Source organism: Burkholderia cepacia (assembly GCF_001039005.1).
Taxonomy (GTDB): domain Bacteria; phylum Pseudomonadota; class Gammaproteobacteria; order Burkholderiales; family Burkholderiaceae; genus Burkholderia; species Burkholderia theae.
This window is the reverse complement of sequence record NZ_LDWR01000016.1, coordinates 17,836-34,005: the sequence shown is the minus strand read 5'-3', so window position 1 is coordinate 34,005 and position 16,170 is coordinate 17,836. Positions and strand designations below refer to the sequence as shown.

At 66.0% G+C, this 16,170-nt stretch carries 13 protein-coding genes; 10 read left to right on the top strand and 3 right to left on the bottom strand.

All coding sequences use genetic code 11. From position 1 onward, the window contains the following. Nucleotides 1-121: 121 nt before the first annotated feature. From VL15_RS09755 to VL15_RS09745, 3 genes are all read left to right on the top strand, one after another. Entirely contained in the window at nt 122-1,078 is a 957-nt protein-coding gene (locus VL15_RS09755; protein WP_048245268.1) for a LysR family transcriptional regulator, read from the top strand. 241 nt (nt 1,079-1,319) lie between these two features. Beyond that, on the top strand, nt 1,320-2,699 hold the full coding sequence (locus VL15_RS09750; protein WP_048245267.1) for an FAD-containing oxidoreductase: 1,380 nt from the start codon (nt 1,320-1,322) through the stop codon (nt 2,697-2,699). Nucleotides 2,700-2,785: 86 nt separating this feature from the next. Beyond that, complete coding sequence (locus tag VL15_RS09745) at nt 2,786-3,688, top strand: LysR family transcriptional regulator (RefSeq protein WP_048245266.1); 903 nt, start codon at nt 2,786-2,788, stop codon at nt 3,686-3,688. A 107-nt stretch (nt 3,689-3,795) separates the two neighbouring features. Here the strand turns inward: VL15_RS09745 and VL15_RS09740 are convergent, their stop codons facing one another. Then, complete coding sequence (locus VL15_RS09740) at nt 3,796-6,771, bottom strand: non-ribosomal peptide synthetase (RefSeq protein ID WP_230684414.1); 2,976 nt, start codon at nt 6,769-6,771, stop codon at nt 3,796-3,798. Nucleotides 6,772-7,059: 288 nt separating this feature from the next. Here VL15_RS09740 and VL15_RS09735 point away from each other — a divergent pair, with 288 nt between their 5' ends. Further along, nucleotides 7,060-8,049 (top strand): zinc-dependent alcohol dehydrogenase family protein, encoded by a 990-nt coding sequence (locus tag VL15_RS09735; RefSeq protein WP_048245265.1) that lies wholly within the window; start codon nt 7,060-7,062, stop codon nt 8,047-8,049. 47 nt (nt 8,050-8,096) lie between these two features. Here the strand turns inward: VL15_RS09735 and VL15_RS09730 are convergent, their stop codons facing one another. Continuing rightward, on the bottom strand, nt 8,097-8,990 hold the full coding sequence (locus tag VL15_RS09730) for an SDR family oxidoreductase (RefSeq protein WP_048245264.1): 894 nt from the start codon (nt 8,988-8,990) through the stop codon (nt 8,097-8,099). A gap of 95 nt (nt 8,991-9,085) precedes the next feature. Between VL15_RS09730 and VL15_RS09725 the strand changes: the two genes are divergently transcribed. The 6 genes from VL15_RS09725 (at nt 9,086) to VL15_RS09700 (ending at nt 15,094) form a co-directional block, all read left to right on the top strand. Continuing rightward, the gene (locus VL15_RS09725; RefSeq protein WP_048245263.1) at nt 9,086-9,955 is read left to right on the top strand and encodes a helix-turn-helix transcriptional regulator; all 870 of its coding nucleotides are present in this window, start codon (nt 9,086-9,088) and stop codon (nt 9,953-9,955) included. A gap of 218 nt (nt 9,956-10,173) precedes the next feature. Further along, nucleotides 10,174-11,403 carry a cyanate transporter gene (locus VL15_RS09720; protein WP_080970778.1) on the top strand — a complete coding sequence of 410 codons (1,230 nt, stop codon included), beginning with the start codon at nt 10,174-10,176 and terminating at the stop codon, nt 11,401-11,403. 141 nt (nt 11,404-11,544) lie between these two features. Further along, entirely contained in the window at nt 11,545-12,315 is a 771-nt protein-coding gene (locus tag VL15_RS09715; RefSeq protein WP_048245262.1) for an ABC transporter substrate-binding protein, read from the top strand. Between the two features lie 427 nt (nt 12,316-12,742). Next, nucleotides 12,743-13,489 (top strand): SDR family oxidoreductase, encoded by a 747-nt coding sequence (locus VL15_RS09710; protein WP_048245261.1) that lies wholly within the window; start codon nt 12,743-12,745, stop codon nt 13,487-13,489. A 152-nt stretch (nt 13,490-13,641) separates the two neighbouring features. Continuing rightward, the gene (locus VL15_RS09705; RefSeq protein ID WP_048245260.1) at nt 13,642-14,496 is read left to right on the top strand and encodes a DJ-1/PfpI family protein; all 855 of its coding nucleotides are present in this window, start codon (nt 13,642-13,644) and stop codon (nt 14,494-14,496) included. A 133-nt stretch (nt 14,497-14,629) separates the two neighbouring features. After that, nucleotides 14,630-15,094 carry a YybH family protein gene (locus VL15_RS09700; RefSeq protein ID WP_048245259.1) on the top strand — a complete coding sequence of 155 codons (465 nt, stop codon included), beginning with the start codon at nt 14,630-14,632 and terminating at the stop codon, nt 15,092-15,094. Between the two features lie 104 nt (nt 15,095-15,198). On the opposite strand, the gene VL15_RS09695 is transcribed toward VL15_RS09700, so the two are convergent. Then, a complete protein-coding gene (locus tag VL15_RS09695; protein WP_048245333.1) occupies nt 15,199-16,146 on the bottom strand; it encodes a GlxA family transcriptional regulator in 948 nt (315 codons plus the stop codon). Nucleotides 16,147-16,170: the final 24 nt, after the last annotated feature.

Genomic DNA, 16,170 nt, shown 5'->3' with positions numbered 1-16,170 from the left:
CTCCTGGACTGACACGTTTGCTGGCGATCTCGATTGCATGCACGCTGCTGCAATGAGACGGAGCATAGTCCGCGGAGAACGACCTATAATTCACCTTAATTCATTTCATTTTTTACCAAAAGTGAGAACTGATTCGACGTCGGACTTCGAGTTCTTCATCCAGCTCGCAAAACTGAAGAGCCTGTCGGGAGCAGCCCGGTCTCTCGGAATCACGCCTCCCGCGGCGACCAAGCGGCTCGGCATTCTCGAGGACCGGTTCGGCAAGCGGCTGGTCAACCGGACGACACGCAGCGTGAGCCTGACACCGGAAGGCGAGATGTATGCGCAGTACGCCACACAGATCCTCGATCAGGTGCGGGAGATGGAGGAGGCGATCGCCGGGACGCCGGCAGACCCGCATGGTCGGCTGCGCATCAATGCGACGCTTGGCTTCGGGCGCACTACCATCGCGCCGCTGGTATCGGAATTTGCGAAGCGCTATCCGAACGTCGATGTCCAGTTCGTGGTCACCGATCGCCCGGTGGATCTGGTCGAGGGTGCGTTCGACATGGCCATCCGGTTCGGCGAATTGCCGGACCAGCGCTTGCGGGCACGGCGCCTGATGAGCAATCGCAGGTTCCTGTGCGCGTCGCCAAAGTATCTCGAGCGAAACGGTGTTCCCCAGCGCAAGGAAGATCTCGTCCATCACCGCTGCATCATTCACACGCAGAACGACGACGCGTTCGGCGTCTGGCGCTTCATGCAGGACGATCATCTCGAGGCGTTGAAGGTAAGCGGCTCGCTCTCCAGCAACGACGGCGACATCGTGCTGCGCTGGGCGCTGGACGGTCATGGCATCCTGATCCGCTCGGAATGGGATCTCGCCAAATACATCCAGAGCGGGCGACTTCGCCTCGTGCTGCCCGACGTCGTCCTGCCCTCCGCAGACCTGTTCGTCTACTACCCGGGGCAACGCAACGAGTCGACTCGCGCCCGTGCGTTCATCGACTTTCTCGTCAAGCACTTCGAGGCGCCGTTTGTTCCGGTCGACGTGAACAACGCGGCACCGGAGCGGAAGAGAATCGGTCGGTCGAAATAATGACGCCACGCTCCCTCGGAAGGTTGGCGCAGGAACGCATCATGGGGATCCGTATCGCCCGGAGCCGGAACCCGCCGCACTGCCCCGCGGGCAAACCATGATCCACGCCAGGCGATTCACGACAACTCGCGACGGCCCGCCAACAGGTCTACCATAGGCGCTCGTCGCCCTTCGGGCGATCGCCGCACGGCATACGCCGTGCGCCTGCCCTTCCCACGTAGAACCCGCGCAGGAGGACGTCATGACGCAACACTTCGACGCGATCGTCATCGGCACCGGGCAAGCCGGCCCGCCGCTCGCCGCACGGCTGTCGGCCGCCGGGATGAAGGTCGCGATCATCGAGCGCGGCCGCTTCGGCGGCACCTGCGTGAACACCGGTTGCATCCCCACCAAGACACTGATCGCGAGCGCGTACGCCGCCCACCTCGCGCGGCGGGGCAGCGAATACGGCGTGTCGGTCGGCGGCCCCGTCACCGTCGACATGAAGGCCGTGAAGGCGCGCAAGGACCAGATCTCCGGCCGCTCAACCCACGGCGTCGAACAATGGGTGCGCGGGCTCGCCAACACGACCGTGTTCCAGGGTCATGCCCGGTTCGAGCGCGCCGACGCGGTGCGCGTGGGCGACGCGCTGCTCGAAGCCGAACGCATCTTCATCAACGTCGGCGGACGCGCGCTGGTACCGCCGATGCCGGGCCTCGATTCGGTGCCGTACCTGACCAACTCGACGATGATGGATGTCGACTTCCTGCCCGAGCATCTCGTGATCGTCGGCGGCAGCTACGTCGGGCTCGAATTCGGCCAGATGTACCGCCGCTTCGGGTCGCAAGTCACGATCGTCGAGAAGGGCTCGCGCCTGATCCGCCGCGAGGACGACGACGTATCGCAGGCCGTGCGCGAGATTCTCGAAAACGAAGGGATCGACGTGCAGCTCGACGCGAACTGCCTGAGCGCGCGGCGCGACGGCAGCAACGTCGTGGTCGGCCTCGACTGCGCGGGCGGCGGCCGCGAGGTCGCGGGCTCGCACCTGCTGCTCGCGGTCGGACGCGTGCCGAACACCGACGATCTCGGGCTCGACCGCGCGGGCGTCGCGACCGACGCGCGCGGTTATATCGACGTCGACAACCAGTTGCGCACGAACGTGCCCGGCATCTGGGCGCTCGGCGACTGCAACGGGCGCGGCGCGTTCACGCACACCGCGTACAACGACTACGAGATCGTCGCGGCCAACCTGCTCGACGACGATCCGCGCAAGGTATCCGACCGCATCACCGCATACGCGATGTATATCGATCCGCCGCTCGGCCGGGTCGGCATGACGCTCGCGGAAGCGAAGCAGACGGGCCGCCGGCTGCTGGTCGGCACGCGCCCGATGACGCGCGTCGGCCGCGCGGTGGAAAAAGGCGAGAGCCAGGGTTTCATGAAGGTGATCGTCGACGCGGACAGCCACGCGATCCTCGGCGCGTCGATCCTCGGCGTGACGGGCGACGAAGTCGTGCACGGGATGCTCGACGTGATGGCCGCCGGCGCGCCGTACACGACGATCAGCCGCGCGATGCACATCCACCCGACCGTCTCGGAGCTGGTGCCAACGCTGCTGCAGGATCTGCATCCGGTCGAATGACGCGTGGCGGGCAGCCGTGCATCGGCGTTTCACCGGGGTCGGACGGTGTGCGAAGATGGCCGCTCGCCACGACACCCGGGAACGCCATGGACCGCCTGCAAACGATGCAGATCTACGTACAGATCGTCGAACGCGGCAACTTCACGCAAGCCGCCGACGCGCTGCAACTGCATCGGCCGGCCGTGACGAAAGCCGTGCAGCAGCTCGAACAGGAACTCGGCATCCGGCTGCTGAACCGCAGCACGCGCCGCGTCAGCGTGACCGCCGAAGGCGAGGCATTCTACGCGCGCTGCGTGCAGCTGCTCGGCAGCATCGACGACGCGTTCGCGTCGTTCCCCAAGCAGCGCGCGGCGCCGAAGGGCCGGCTGCGGCTCGACATCGCGCTCGCGCTCGCGAAGACGGTCGTGATTCCGGCGCTGCCCGATTTCCAGCAGCGCTATCCGCAGATCGAGCTCGTGCTCGGCGCGAGCGACCAGCCGTCCGACCTGATCGGCGAAGGCATCGACTGCGTCGTGCGGGTCGGCACGCTGAAGGATTCGAGCATGGTCGCGCGCACGGTCGGCGCCGTGCCGATGGTGACGTGCGCATCGCCCGCGTATATTTCCCGCCACGGTTTGCCGCGCACGCTCGACGATCTGCGCGCGCATCGCGCGGTCAACTTCTTTACCGGCAGCAATCGCCGGGTGCTCGAATGGACGTTCCGCCCGAACGGCGAAACCGTCGCGCTGAAGCTCGCGAGCAGCCTGCTCACGAACAACTCGGAAGCGCTGCTGTCCTGCGGGCTGGCCGGCCTCGGCATCGTGCACGCGCTGCGGCCCGCGCTGCAGCCGAGCATCGACTCGGGGCACCTGATCGAACTGCTGCCGGGCGTGCCGGCCGTGCCGAAGCCGATTTCGGTGCTGTACCCGAACCGCGCGCATCTGCCCGACAAGGTGCGCGCGTTCATCGACTGGCTGACCGAGCTGATCGCGCGCCGCTATCCGGCGTAGAACCGGTCATGAACCTGCACGAACGCGGTCGACGAAGACGATACGCTTGCAGCCGGATCGCCGGACGAAGGTCCGGGCGCGACTTCCACGCGACCGCGTTGCGTGCGTCACCGCGTGACGCGATAACCCAGCGATCGCTCCAGGTACCGCGCCAGTTGCTCCCGGGAAAATGCCGGCTGCTCGATCCCGCTGCCGTCGAGAAATTCGATTACATTGCGGCAGTCCCACACGTAATTGTTCTGGTAGAGCTCGGCGGTACTCATGCCGTCGCGGATGTTGTCGTCGAACAGGCTCAATAACGGATAGAGCGGCGCGTCGACATCCGACTTCCACGCATCGCGCCATTCACGGAACGGCACGACCTGAAACCGCATACCGAAGTAGCGCTCCAGCCTCGAGAAGAATTCCCTCAGCGTCAGGTCGGTCTCGGGCGAATTGATCAGATTGAATTTGCGCCCCAGCGCCGCCGGATTGCGTGAAATCCGTGCCAGCGCTTTCGTCATGTAATCCACGCTCGTCAGCCCTTCGCGCAGGTCCTGCAGATCCGGCACGGTACCGAGCGCAATACATGTCTTCACCAGCCGTCCCCACCACTGATAATCCGCGCTCACGCCGGTCTCGCCGTGAAACGTCGCGTATCCGAGCCGGAAGGTCATCAGCGGCAGGCCGCGCTGCCCGGCCTGGTCGGCCATCTTCTCCATCACCCATTTGCTGCGCGTGTAGCCGATATCCTCAAGCACCGCCGGCAGGTTCTGATCGATGTCGTCCGCTTCGGTCATCATCGTCTTGCCGGTGAAGCGATGCCCCCAGCTGTACACCGAGATCGTCGACAGCAGGATCACCGCCTTGCTTCGCCGGCACCCGGCGAACGCAAGGACCTCGAACATGCCGTCCACATTGATCTTCTTCATGTACGAATACGGCTGGATGAAATTGACCGCGCTGGCGGAGTGGTAAACGATGTCGATTTCGTCCGCCAGCACCGCGTAGTCTTGCTCGTTCATGCCCAAGCGCGGCTGCGTGAAGTCGCCCGCCCACACGCGGATGCGCGATCGCTCGTCCGGCCCGAGGTTCACGTCGTATGCATGCAGCTTCTCGTCGATCCGCACGCGCGCCGCGGCGGCATCCTGCGCACGCACCACGCAATGCACCACCGCCGACGTCGTCGCGAGCAGTTCGGCCAGCAAGTGAACCCCGACGAATCCCGTCGCACCCGTCAGCAGGATCGTGCGCGGACGCGCCAGCAGCGCCGTGTCGAAGGCACCGCTGAAATCCGCCTGCTCCGGTATGCGGATATCGTTCGCCAGCACATAAACCGGTTCGCGCTCGATCTCGGGCGCCACCACGGCGACACGCCGCTCGATCTCGCCCGCGAGCCGCTCCACCGATGGATGCTCGTAGACGTCCCGGATCAGCATCTTCGTCCCCACGGCATCCGACAGCGCCCGTGCGAGCTTCGCGGTCAGCAGCGAATTTCCGCCAATGTCGAAAAAACTGTCGGTCTTGCGAAAGGACGCATGTCCGATCAACGCGACGAACGCATCTGCCACGATCCGCTCGACGGCCGTGTACGGTTCCCGCTCAGTCCGGTTGCGCTGTTCCGCACGGTAACGATGTTCGAGCGCGACGCGGTCGGTCTTGCCGTTCACCGTCATCGGCAGGTCGTCCAGCAGCACATGGCTGACGGGCCACATGTAATCGGGCAGGGTTTGCCGCACGCTCGCCTTGAGCGCGTCGACGACACGCGCGGGCGACGCGTCGGATTCGCGCGGCACGACAAATGCGACCAGTTCCGGCCCGGTTCCGGCCGCGCCGGGCAACGCCAGCACCACTGCCTTGCGCACCTCGCCGGACCCGACGAGCGCGGCGTGAATTTCACTCAGCTCGACCAGATTGCCCCTGATCTTGACCTGATCGTCCAGGCGCCCGAGGAACTGGATCGAGCCATCGTCCAGCCAGCGCCCGAGGTCGCCGGTGCGATAGACGATCTGGTCCGGACGCTGCGGATGCGGGCGGAATTTCTCGCGGGTCAACGCAGGGTTGCCCAGGTAGCCGCGGGCCAGGCTGCGCCCGCCGATGCAGATCTCGCCGACCTCGTCCGCCGTCACGGATTCCAGTGCGTCGTTCAGGATCAGGATCTCCGTGCCGTCGATGGGCCGCCCGATCGAGTCCGGACGGCCGAGCGCCGCATCCGGAACGACGTGGCAAGTCGCGAAGATCGTCGCTTCGGTCGGCCCGTAGTAGTCGATGACCGTGTAATCGATCCCGCCGGTATCGATCGGGCCAAGCTTTTCGCCGGCGGTAAACAAATATTGCAGCGCCAGTTCCGCCGGCTGCCCGACGCGCACCACATCGGCAACCATCACGGTGGGCACGTACGCATGCGTGATCCGGTGACGGGCGAAGAAGCCCACCAGCGCGTCGGCGTCGAGGCGCGTTTCATCGTCGGGTAAAAACAGCGTCGCGCCCGAAGCAAGGGTCGACCAGATTTCCCACTGCGATACGTCGAAGCCGAGGCCGGCCATCAGCGTCGCACGGCTGTCGGCGTTCATCGCGAAACGCGTATTGTGCCAATCGACGAGTGCCGCCACCGCGGCGTGTTCGACGATCACGCCTTTCGGCGCCCCGGTGGAACCGGACGTGAAGATCACATAGATCGCACTGTCCCGCGCATCGAAACGGGGCGTCGCACGCGCGGCGTCCCGATCCGGTCGCCGCGCACACAGGTCGGCCACGCAAGCGAACGGGATGGCCACATTCCGCGAAGTCGCGCCGGCCGTCAATACCAGCGGGGCATTGCATTCGCGCAGGATGGTGTCCTTGCGGGCATCCGGATAGCGGTCGTCGATCGGCACATAGGTCGCGCCCGCTTTCAGGATGCCGAGGATGCCGACAATGAAGTGCGCGTTGCGCGACGCCTCGATCGGCACCAGGCTGCCACGTCCGATTCCCCGGTCCTGCAATGCATCGGCAACCGCGTCGCTCAAACGGTCCAGCGCCTCGTAACTCAGGGTTTCGTGCTCGGAGACCACGGCCGGCCTGTGTCCCCCGCAGGCCGCACGCATTTTGAATGCGTCGAGCACGTTCGATTGAGTAGTCATCGTTTTTATTCCTCATATCGAACACAACAGATCTCAATATAGGCGGCGACAAACAAAAAGCAATTTCACCCGCGGTCATCACGCATCACGAAACGCCGGGGTTATTTGATGCATTCGGCGAAGCATTCGACGATGTTCCGGGTCCGCGACGGCACGCGGCTGATTGTTATTCTTCGAATAACAATCAATGATTTCGTCACGCGTTTATCCGGCGCGGTCACGCGCCTACAGTGCTCCTTCATCAACCCCCGTTCATCGAAGGAGCAATCCATGTCCCGCATCGTTCGTTTCCATCGCATCGGCGGCCCCGACGTGCTGCAGATCGACACCGTCGACGTGCCCGCGCCCGGGCCGGACGAAATCCAGTTGCGCGTGAAGGCAATCGGCCTGAATCGCGCGGAAGTCATGTACCGCAGCGGCGAATACACGTTCATGCCGCGCTTGCCCGCATCGCTCGGTTATGAAGCGTCGGGCGTCGTCGCGGCGGTCGGCCGCAACGTGACGGCATTCGCCGAAGGCGACGCGGTGAGCGTCGTGCCGGCGTTCTCGTTCGCGGACTACGGGATGTACGGCGAGGTGGTCAACGTGCCCGCGCATGCGGTCGTCAGGCATCCGGACAGCCTGTCGTTCGAGGAAGCGGCCGCGACCTGGATGATGTTCGTCACGGCCTACGGCGCGCTGATCGAACTCGGCGGGCTGCAGCGCGGCGATGCGGTGCTGATCGGCGCCGCGTCGAGCAGCGTCGGGCAGGCGGCGATCCAGGTGGCGAACCATATCGGTGCGGTGCCGATCGCGCTGACGCGCGGCGAATCGAAGCGCCAGGCGCTGCTCGACGCCGGTGCCGCGCACGTGATCGTCGGCAGCCCCGCGGACCTGCCGCAGCAGGTGGCGGAGATGACGGGCGGCAGCGGCGCGCGCATCGTGTTCGATCCGGTCGGCGGCCCCGACGCGGCCAACCTGCTGCGCGCGCTGCGCCCCCACGGCACGTTCTTCCAGTACGGCGCGCTCGACACGCGCGACATCCCGGTGCCGGTGATGGACCTGCTCGCGCGCCACCTGACGCTGCGCGGCTACGAGCTGTTCGAGATCACCGGCGACGCGCAGCGGCTCGAACGCGCGAAGCGCTTCATCGTCGACGGGCTCGCGGCCGGCGCGCTGAAGCCGCTGATCGACCGCACGTTCGCGTTCGACGACATCGCCGAAGCGCATCGGTACATGGAAGCCGGCGCGCAGGTCGGGAAGATCGTCGTCACGGTCTGAGCGGCGCATGGCGGGCGGCGGCCTCGGCGAGCCGTCGCGCCGCCCGCTCAGCTTTCGAAATACCGCGGCCGGTCGATATCGGCCAGCAGCCCCGGCTGCGTCGGCGCCCAGTCGAGCGATGCACGCGTGCGCTCGCTGGTTGCCGGCGCATCCATCCCCGCGAACATCGCGAACCAGCCGAAGTGCTCGCCCGCATCCGCACTCGATTTCGCGACGACCGGCAGGTTCAGCCGGCGGCCGATCACCGCCGCGATCTCGCGGAACGGCACCCCGGTATCGTCGACCGCGTGATAGCGCGCGCCGGCCGCGCCGCGCTCGACCGCGAGCCGGTACACGCGCGCCGCGTCGAGCCGGTGCACGGCCGGCCAGCGATTGCCGCCGTCGCCGAGATAGGCCGACGCGCCCTTCTCCCTGGCGAACGCAATGAGGCGCGGCACGAAGCCGTGATCGCCGTCGCCGTGCACGGACGGCGGCAGGCGCACGACCGACGTGTGCACGCCGCGCGCTTCCAGCGCGGCCGCGGTGGCTTCGGACGCGCGCGGATACACCGACGACACCGGCACGTGCGGATCGTCCTCCGTCGCCTCGCGTCCAGGCGCGACGAGCGCGAGGCCCGACGTGACGACCAGCGGCCGCGCCGAGCCCGCGAGCACCGCGCCGATCGCTTCGATCGCGCGACGGTCGAGCTCGCAGTTCTGCGCGAAGCGCGAGAAGTCGTGATTGAATCCCGTATGGATCACCGCATCGGCGGCTTCGGCGCCGCGCGTCAGGCTGTCGTGATCCTCCAGCGACCCGCGATGCACGTCGGCGCCGGCGGCCGAAACCGACGCGGCGGCCGCGTCGGACCGCGCGAGACCGAGCACCGAGTGCCCGGCGGCAACGAGTTCGGCAACGACGGCGGCGCCGACGAATCCCGACGCTCCAGTGACAAAGACACGCATGTTGAGTACCTCCGGGTGGAATGGAGGCTTACTATCTGTCGACGGCCGCTCGCGGTGAAGTCGTGACGGTTTACCGGTAAACGAACTAACAGGATATGGCTGACGCCCCCGACAACCTGCTCGGCGCGTACCTGCGGGACCGCCGCGAGAAACTCGACCCGGCCGCGCTCGGGCTGCCGGCCACGCGCCGCCGCACGCCGGGCCTGCGACGCGAGGAAGTCGCGCAGCGCGCGCACGTGAGTGCCGCGTGGTACACGTGGCTCGAACAGGGGCGCGGCGGCGCGCCGTCGGCCGACGTGCTCGATCGGCTCGCCCGCGCGCTGATGCTCAACGAAGCGGAACGCGAGCACCTGTTCCTGATCGGCGTCGGCCATCCGCCCGAGGTGCGCTATCACGCCCCCGCCAGCGTGACGCCGCGCCTGCAGCACGTGCTCGATTCGCTCGACGCGAGCCCCGCGATCGTGCGCACGGCGACCTGGGACGTCGTCGCATGGAACGACGCGGCGGCCGCGACGCTGACCGACTATGCAACGCTGCAGCCGTCCGCGCGCAACATCCTGCGGCTGATCTTCGTCGATCCGCGCGTGCGCGCGGCGCAGTCGAACTGGGCGCGCGTCGCGCAATTCGCGGTGGGCGCGTTTCGCGCCGACGTCGCGCGCAGCGGCGCGACGCAGGCCGTGCAGGCGTTCGTCGACGAGATGCGCATGGAGAGCGCCGAATTCGACGCGATGTGGCGCGACCACGATATCCATTCGCATGACGAAGGGACGAAAGAGATCCGCCATCCGCAGGCCGGCCGGATCGCGCTCGAGTATTCGGCGTTCTCGGTGATCGGCCGCCCCGACCTGAGCCTCGTGATCTTCACGCCCTCGACGGCGGCCGACCGCGCGCGCATCCGGGCGCTCGTCGCGGCCCGAGAACAGGCACGTGAACAGGCCGGCGCGCAGCAAGTGCCGGCTGCATAACCACGCGCAATCCGGAGCGACGGCTGCGCCGCGGGCCATGCGCCACACGGCGTCGCCCGCCCCGCCGGCCGCGCCCATCCGTCCCCACCGCCCCGCGCGATCCCATCGCAATCCGCACTGATTCCCAGTCGAATATTTAATTTTCACCTGGCGTAGCGCGCGCTTACCCTTTCGGCATCGCATCACAGGGCCACCGGCCCTTCCCTGGAGCATCCCCGATGACCGATCCCGGCACCGCGCAAGCCGTACACCGCCCGCATGCGGCTTTCGTGTCCTATGGCGCGCTCGCGCTGCTGGTACTCGCCGGCCTCAACCTGCGTCCGTTCCTGACCGCGTTCGGCCCCGTGCTCGACGTCGTGCGCGCCGACACGGGCCTCGGCTTCCGTGCGGCCGCGCTACTGACCACGCTGCCGTTCGTGCTGATGGGGGTCGTGGCCGGTGTCGGTGTCGGGCTCGCGCGGCGCTTCGGCGAGCAGCGCGCGCTGACCGCCGCGCTGGCGCTGATCGCGGCCGGCTGCACGGCGCGCCTGTGGGCCGGCGGCAGTGCGGGCCTGATCGCAACCGCGATCGTCGCGGGCGCCGGTGTCGCCGTGGTCCAGGCGCTCGTGCCGGGCCTCGCGAAACGCTGGTTCGTCGACCGGCTGCCGCTCGCGATGGGGCTCTATTCGGCCGCGCTGGTCGGCGGCGGCGCATTCGGCGCGGTCGCGAGCCCGTGGCTCGCCGTGCACGGCGGCTGGCATCTCGCGCTCGCCGTGTGGGCCGTGCCCGCGTTCGTCACGCTCGCGCTGTGGCGCGCGAAAGCGCCGCGCGACACCGTGCACGCGACGGCCGCCTCGACCTCGATCACTGCATTCGCACGCATTCCGCGCGCATGGCAGCTCGCGCTGTTCTTCGGCCTCAGCAACAGCGGCTACGCGAGCCTCGTCGCGTGGCTGCCCGCGTTCTACCGCGGCGTCGGCATGAGCCCGCAGGCGAGCGGCAACCTGTTCGCATGGATGGCGCTGTTCCAGGCGACCGGCGCGCTCGCGATGCCGATGCTCGCGAAACGTTCGCCCGACCGTCGCAACGTGCTGTGGCTCACGCTCGCGCTGCAGGCGGCCGGCTTCGTCGGGTTCGCGACGCTGCCCGCGTTCGCGCCGTGGCTGTGGGTCGCGAGCGTCGGCCTCGGTCTCGGCGGCTTCTTCTCGATGAGCCTGATCGTCACGCTCGACCACCTGCACGACGCGCGGCTCGCGGGCGCGCTCGCCGCGTTCGTGCAGGGCGTCGGCTTCCTGACGGTGGCGGCGAGCCCCTGGCTGATCGGCTGGCTGCGCGACGCGGGCGGCGGTTTCGCGAACGCGTGGTGGATGCACATCGCCGTGATCGCGGCGATGGCCGCGCTGAACGCCGCGTTCTCGCCCGCCGGCTACCGGCACAGCATGGTGCGCATCACCGGCGCCGCGCACTGAACCCGATTTCCTGATCCGGGTGTTCGCCGGCCTCTTCCGGCGACCGTCCAGCCGCCCGCGCATGGCCGGGCGCGGGCCGTCACGCCCATCGGCCGCTGTTCGCTTCACGACAAACACAATCAATCGGTATTGGAGACACAAATGAAAAAGCTCGTTCTGGCCGTCGCGCTCGCGCTGACGGCAGGCGCCGCCGCCGCGAAAGACCCGGCGGTCCTGCGCCTCGGCGTCGATCCCAGTTATGCGCCGTTCGAATCGCTCGCGCCCGACGGCAAGCTCGTCGGCTTCGACATCGATCTCGGCAACGCGATCTGCGAACGGATGAAGGTGCGCTGCGTATGGGTCGAGAACGCGTTCGACGGGATGATCCCCGCGTTGAAGGCACGCAAGTTCGACGGCGTGCTGTCGTCGATGAGCGTGACCGAGAAACGGCTCGCGCAGATCGCGTTCACCGACAAGATCAACAACGTGCCGCCGCGTCTCGTCGCGCGGCGCGGCTCGAACCTGCAGCCGACGCCCGAGTCGCTGCAGGGCAAGAGCGTCGGTGTCGAGCAGGGTTCGACGCAGGAGACCTACGCACGCACGTACTGGGAGCCGAAGGGTGTGATCGTCCGCACGTACCAGACGCAGGATCTCGTGTACCAGGACCTGCTGTCGGGCCGGCTCGACGCGTCGCTGCAATCGTCGGTGCAGGCCGACCTCGGTTTCCTGAAGACCGCGAAGGGGGCGAACTTCGAATTCGCGGGGCCGGCACTGCATGATCCGAAGACGCTCGGTGTCGGTTCGGCGATCGGTGTGCGCAAGGACGATGACCCGCTGCGCACGCAGATCAACCAGGCGCTTGCGAGCCTGATTCAGGACGGGACTTACCAACGCATCGCGAAGAAGTATTTCTCGTTCGATATCTACAATTGACGATGTGACGAGTTGGCCGGTGACGGCTGGCGGAGAAAGCGAAGGGGCGTCGTGCATGAGTGCGCGGCGCCTCTTTTTTTGGGCAGCGGTATTCGAAGACATAGCAGCCGTTCGTCGATCACGGTGCCTTCTGTTCAGCCTCGGCCGTTGCGTACGCAACGACGACCCTCGTCATGTTCCCTCGCGGGCCAGCGTCTGCATCACGGTCCATATCTCGCCGACCATTCCCGAATCGAGCGCGGAAGTGAGTCCGCCCGACGTTTGGCCAACCGCCTGCGACCGCGTGACGTTTTTTGAGGGTTATACGACCTTTGAGCCTTCTGTGTCGCCTTTCATAATTGGTATGGAAGACGAGTCAGGCGCATCAACATGATTGCGCTTTGAACCGTCGGCTTGGTCAATCACGAGGCAGATAAAGGAACACACGATGAGGCTCAGGAACAAGTCAGCTTTGATCACCGGTGGCACGAGTGGCATCGGTCTTGCAACCGCCAGGCTCTTCATTGCCGAAGGCGCCCGCGTAGCGGTTACCGGTCGCGACGATGCCGTATTTGAACGCGTGAAGGCCGAGCTTGGCGAGAATGCGCTCGTTCTCAAGGGCGACGTCCGTTCGATCGACGACATGCGGGCGATTGCCGCGGAAGTGAAAGAGCAGTTCGGCGGGCTGGATGTCGTGTTCGCCAATGCGGGTCGGGCGTTCCCGTCAGCCGTCAACGACATCGACGAGGCACTCTATGACGAGATCCTGGACATCAACGTCAAGGGCGTGGTGTATACGCTCCAGGCGGCGCTCCCGATCTTGCGAGAGTGTTCCTCAGTCATCCTCAATACATCGTTCGTCGCGCAGACCGGCAAGCATGGCATCTCGCTGACCGCGGCGGCGAAGGCGGCCGTCCGATCCCTTGCCCGCAGCTGGTCCTACGAGTTTCTCGACCGCAAGATCCGCTTCAACGCGATCGCTCCCGGCGCGATGGACACGCCCCTGATCAGCAAGTGGGGGATGTCCGAAGAGTGGGTTCGCGACCGCAAGGCCGAGTTCGCCAAGGCTATCCCGGTGGGCCACATGGGAAAAGCCGAGGACATTGCCTACGCGGCGCTCTATCTCGCCAGCGACGAATCCTCCTACGTCGTCGGCACCGAACTGGTCGTCGATGGCGGCATGTCGCAACTTTAAGGCCTCGGCTTCCGGTTTCGGAGCCCGGCACGACACCGCGGCTCCACTCATGTGAATCACACCCCCGCCGCGCCTTTCGTCGTGGCGGTCCGGCAATCCGGCCCGACCTGGCTGCGCCCGCAGAGGGGGCCGACGTACAAGGAGAAAATATCTTGACCGACAATAGCGAAAACAACGCGTCCGGCCAGCAGCCGATTGGCGCGGACCGTTCCCGCCGCGATGTGCTCAAGCTTGGCAGCCTCGCCACGCTCGGCGCCATCCTGGGAGGCGGAACCCTGCTTGGCCGCCCCACTTCCGCTTATGCGCAGACGGGCAACGACGGGATGCTCTCCCCGGCCGATCCGCTCGACATCGTCATCGCGGTATATCCCGGCGGGACACTGCTCGATTTCGCCGGCCCCAGCGAGATCTTTCACCGGTTACCGAACACGAACGTTCGCTATGCGAGCCTCGATGGCGGTTATGTGCCGCTCGAATTCGGCGTCATGTATGGCAAGACCGAACGACTGGCCGATATCGAGAAGGCAGGCCTGATTCTGGTTCCCGGCGGATCTAATCTGACGGCGCCGATGCAGCCGGCATATCAAGCGCAGATCCGGCGTCTGGCCGAGCGCGCCGACCATGTGACGTCGGTGTGCAACGGGTCGCTCGTGCTCGCCGCAACGGGCATTCTCAAGGGCAAGCGCAGCGCCTGCCATTGGGCCTTCGTCAACAAGCTGTCCGAATATGGCGCCATCCCCGTTCCGGATCGCTTCGTGGAAGACGACAACGGCCGCTTCATGAGCGGCGGCGGCGTAACGGCGGGCATCGACTTCGCCCTTCGCGTGGCCGCGAAACTGCGCGGTCAACAGGCCGCCGAATTCACGCAACTCGTGATCGAATACGATCCCGCGCCGCCGTTCCATTCCGGCCATCCCCGAGATGCCCGGCCAGAACTCATTGCGATGGTCGACAAGAAACTGCCGGGCGCATCCAAGGGACTCGCACGCATTCCAGGTGTTCGCTGAAACACTTCCACGCGTTGTGCGCGAGGCCACACCGCTGGCCTCGATGAAGGCCGCAACCGGCATGGTCTGCACGCCCCGTCTGCCCAAGCCGGTGCGGCCCACTTCAATTCAAGCCAAGATCGGAAATCATCGCATGCGACAGACTCGTCATTGTGTTGCTGCCCTCGCAGCCTGCATCGCCCTTTTCGCTGTTGCGCCACCTGCAACGGCAAGTGACGCCCAGCGTCCGCCCGAAGCGGCCATCAAAGCCGAAAATGCACGATGGGCGGACGCCTTCGCGCGAGGTGATTACGCTGCGATAGGTCGCCTCTATACGGAAGACGGCGCACTGTTACCGCCCGGGGGCGACCGGGTCACCGGCCCCGGCGCGATCGTCGCGTATTTCACCAAAGGATATTCGGGATCCAGGCCTTGCACCGTATCCTTCGACAACTACGAGTTCTACGGCAACGACCGGATGGTGACCGAAGTGTCGGATGCCGAGATCCGTGATCCGAGCGGCAAGCTCAAATATCGCGGCAAGCAGATCCTTGTCTTCGTGAAGCAGGGCGACACCTGGAAGCTGCATCGCGACATCTGGAACAGTTACGCCCGCTGAAACCCGACGCTCGTCGGTGTCGGTGAAAGTTTCCCGGGCGGTGGGTCAAACGGCAGCGGCCTGATCCATCGGAATGGGAAAGTGACGCGCTGATCGGCCCTCGATCAGCGCTCACCGTTCAATCTGCTTTCGCGTCGGATCGATTGCGGCGGATGTCCATGCAGTTTGACGAAGGCCCTTCGCATCCGTTCCGGATCGGCGAACCCCACCGCGAGCGCAATCTGTTCGATCGGCTCACTACCGCTCTGCAGGCGCAGCCGTGCAGCTTCAACGCGCAAGCGCTCGACCGCCTTGGCGGGCGTTTCACCCGTTTCCCGGCGAAATGCGCGTCCGAATTGCCGCGGACTCAATCTGGCGGCATCGGCAAGCCGCTCGACAGGCAGCGCTTCGGCAAGATGCTCACGGGCAAAATTCAGCGCGATGCGGATACGATCCGACTCCGGTTCCATCTGCGACATCGCCGAGAATTGGGACTGCCCTCCCGGTCGGCGATACGGGACGACCAAATACCTTGCGACAGCGCGCGCGATTTCCGCGCCCATGTCTCGTTCGATCATCGCGAGCGCCAAGTCTATTCCGGCGGCGATGCCCGCCGACGTCCAGATGCGGCCATCGGCGATATAAATGCTGTCGCTCTCGACCCGGGTGCGAGGGAAGCGCGACTGCAACTGGGCAGCATACAGCCAGTGCGTCGTTGCTCTCAGGCCGTCCAGCAAGCCGGTTTCCGCCAGCAGAAACGCGCCCGTACACACGCTTGCCACCCGCGACGCCTTGGCCCCCAGTTTCCTGGCAGCGGCGATGTTCTCCGATGTCTGCATCGGTTCGATATCACCGCCCACGAATACGACGGTGTCGAACGTGCGCCGCCCGACCGGCTTCGTCTCGATCGGAAAGCCCGCATTGCCGAGCACGGAGCCTCCGGCCTGCGAGATGACCTGCAGATCGTATGGGGTATGGCCGGCGGCTCTGACCACCTGATTAAAGGCCGAAAGGGGTCCGGCCAGGTCAAGCGCATCGTAGCCGCGGCAAACGAAGAATCCAATTCGATGCATGATGATGTCGTGATCGAAAACCAT

Coding starts and splice junctions, on each gene's coding strand:
- VL15_RS09745 (WP_048245266.1), top strand. CDS start 2,786: ATGGACCGCCTGCAAACGATGCAGATCTACGTACAGATCGTCGAACGC.
- VL15_RS09720 (WP_080970778.1), top strand. CDS start 10,174: ATGACCGATCCCGGCACCGCGCAAGCCGTACACCGCCCGCATGCGGCT.
- VL15_RS09730 (WP_048245264.1), bottom strand. CDS start 8,990: ATGCGTGTCTTTGTCACTGGAGCGTCGGGATTCGTCGGCGCCGCCGTC.
- VL15_RS09700 (WP_048245259.1), top strand. CDS start 14,630: ATGCGACAGACTCGTCATTGTGTTGCTGCCCTCGCAGCCTGCATCGCC.
- VL15_RS09715 (WP_048245262.1), top strand. CDS start 11,545: ATGAAAAAGCTCGTTCTGGCCGTCGCGCTCGCGCTGACGGCAGGCGCC.
- VL15_RS09695 (WP_048245333.1), bottom strand. CDS start 16,146: ATGCATCGAATTGGATTCTTCGTTTGCCGCGGCTACGATGCGCTTGAC.
- VL15_RS09710 (WP_048245261.1), top strand. CDS start 12,743: ATGAGGCTCAGGAACAAGTCAGCTTTGATCACCGGTGGCACGAGTGGC.
- VL15_RS09750 (WP_048245267.1), top strand. CDS start 1,320: ATGACGCAACACTTCGACGCGATCGTCATCGGCACCGGGCAAGCCGGC.
- VL15_RS09725 (WP_048245263.1), top strand. CDS start 9,086: ATGGCTGACGCCCCCGACAACCTGCTCGGCGCGTACCTGCGGGACCGC.
- VL15_RS09735 (WP_048245265.1), top strand. CDS start 7,060: ATGTCCCGCATCGTTCGTTTCCATCGCATCGGCGGCCCCGACGTGCTG.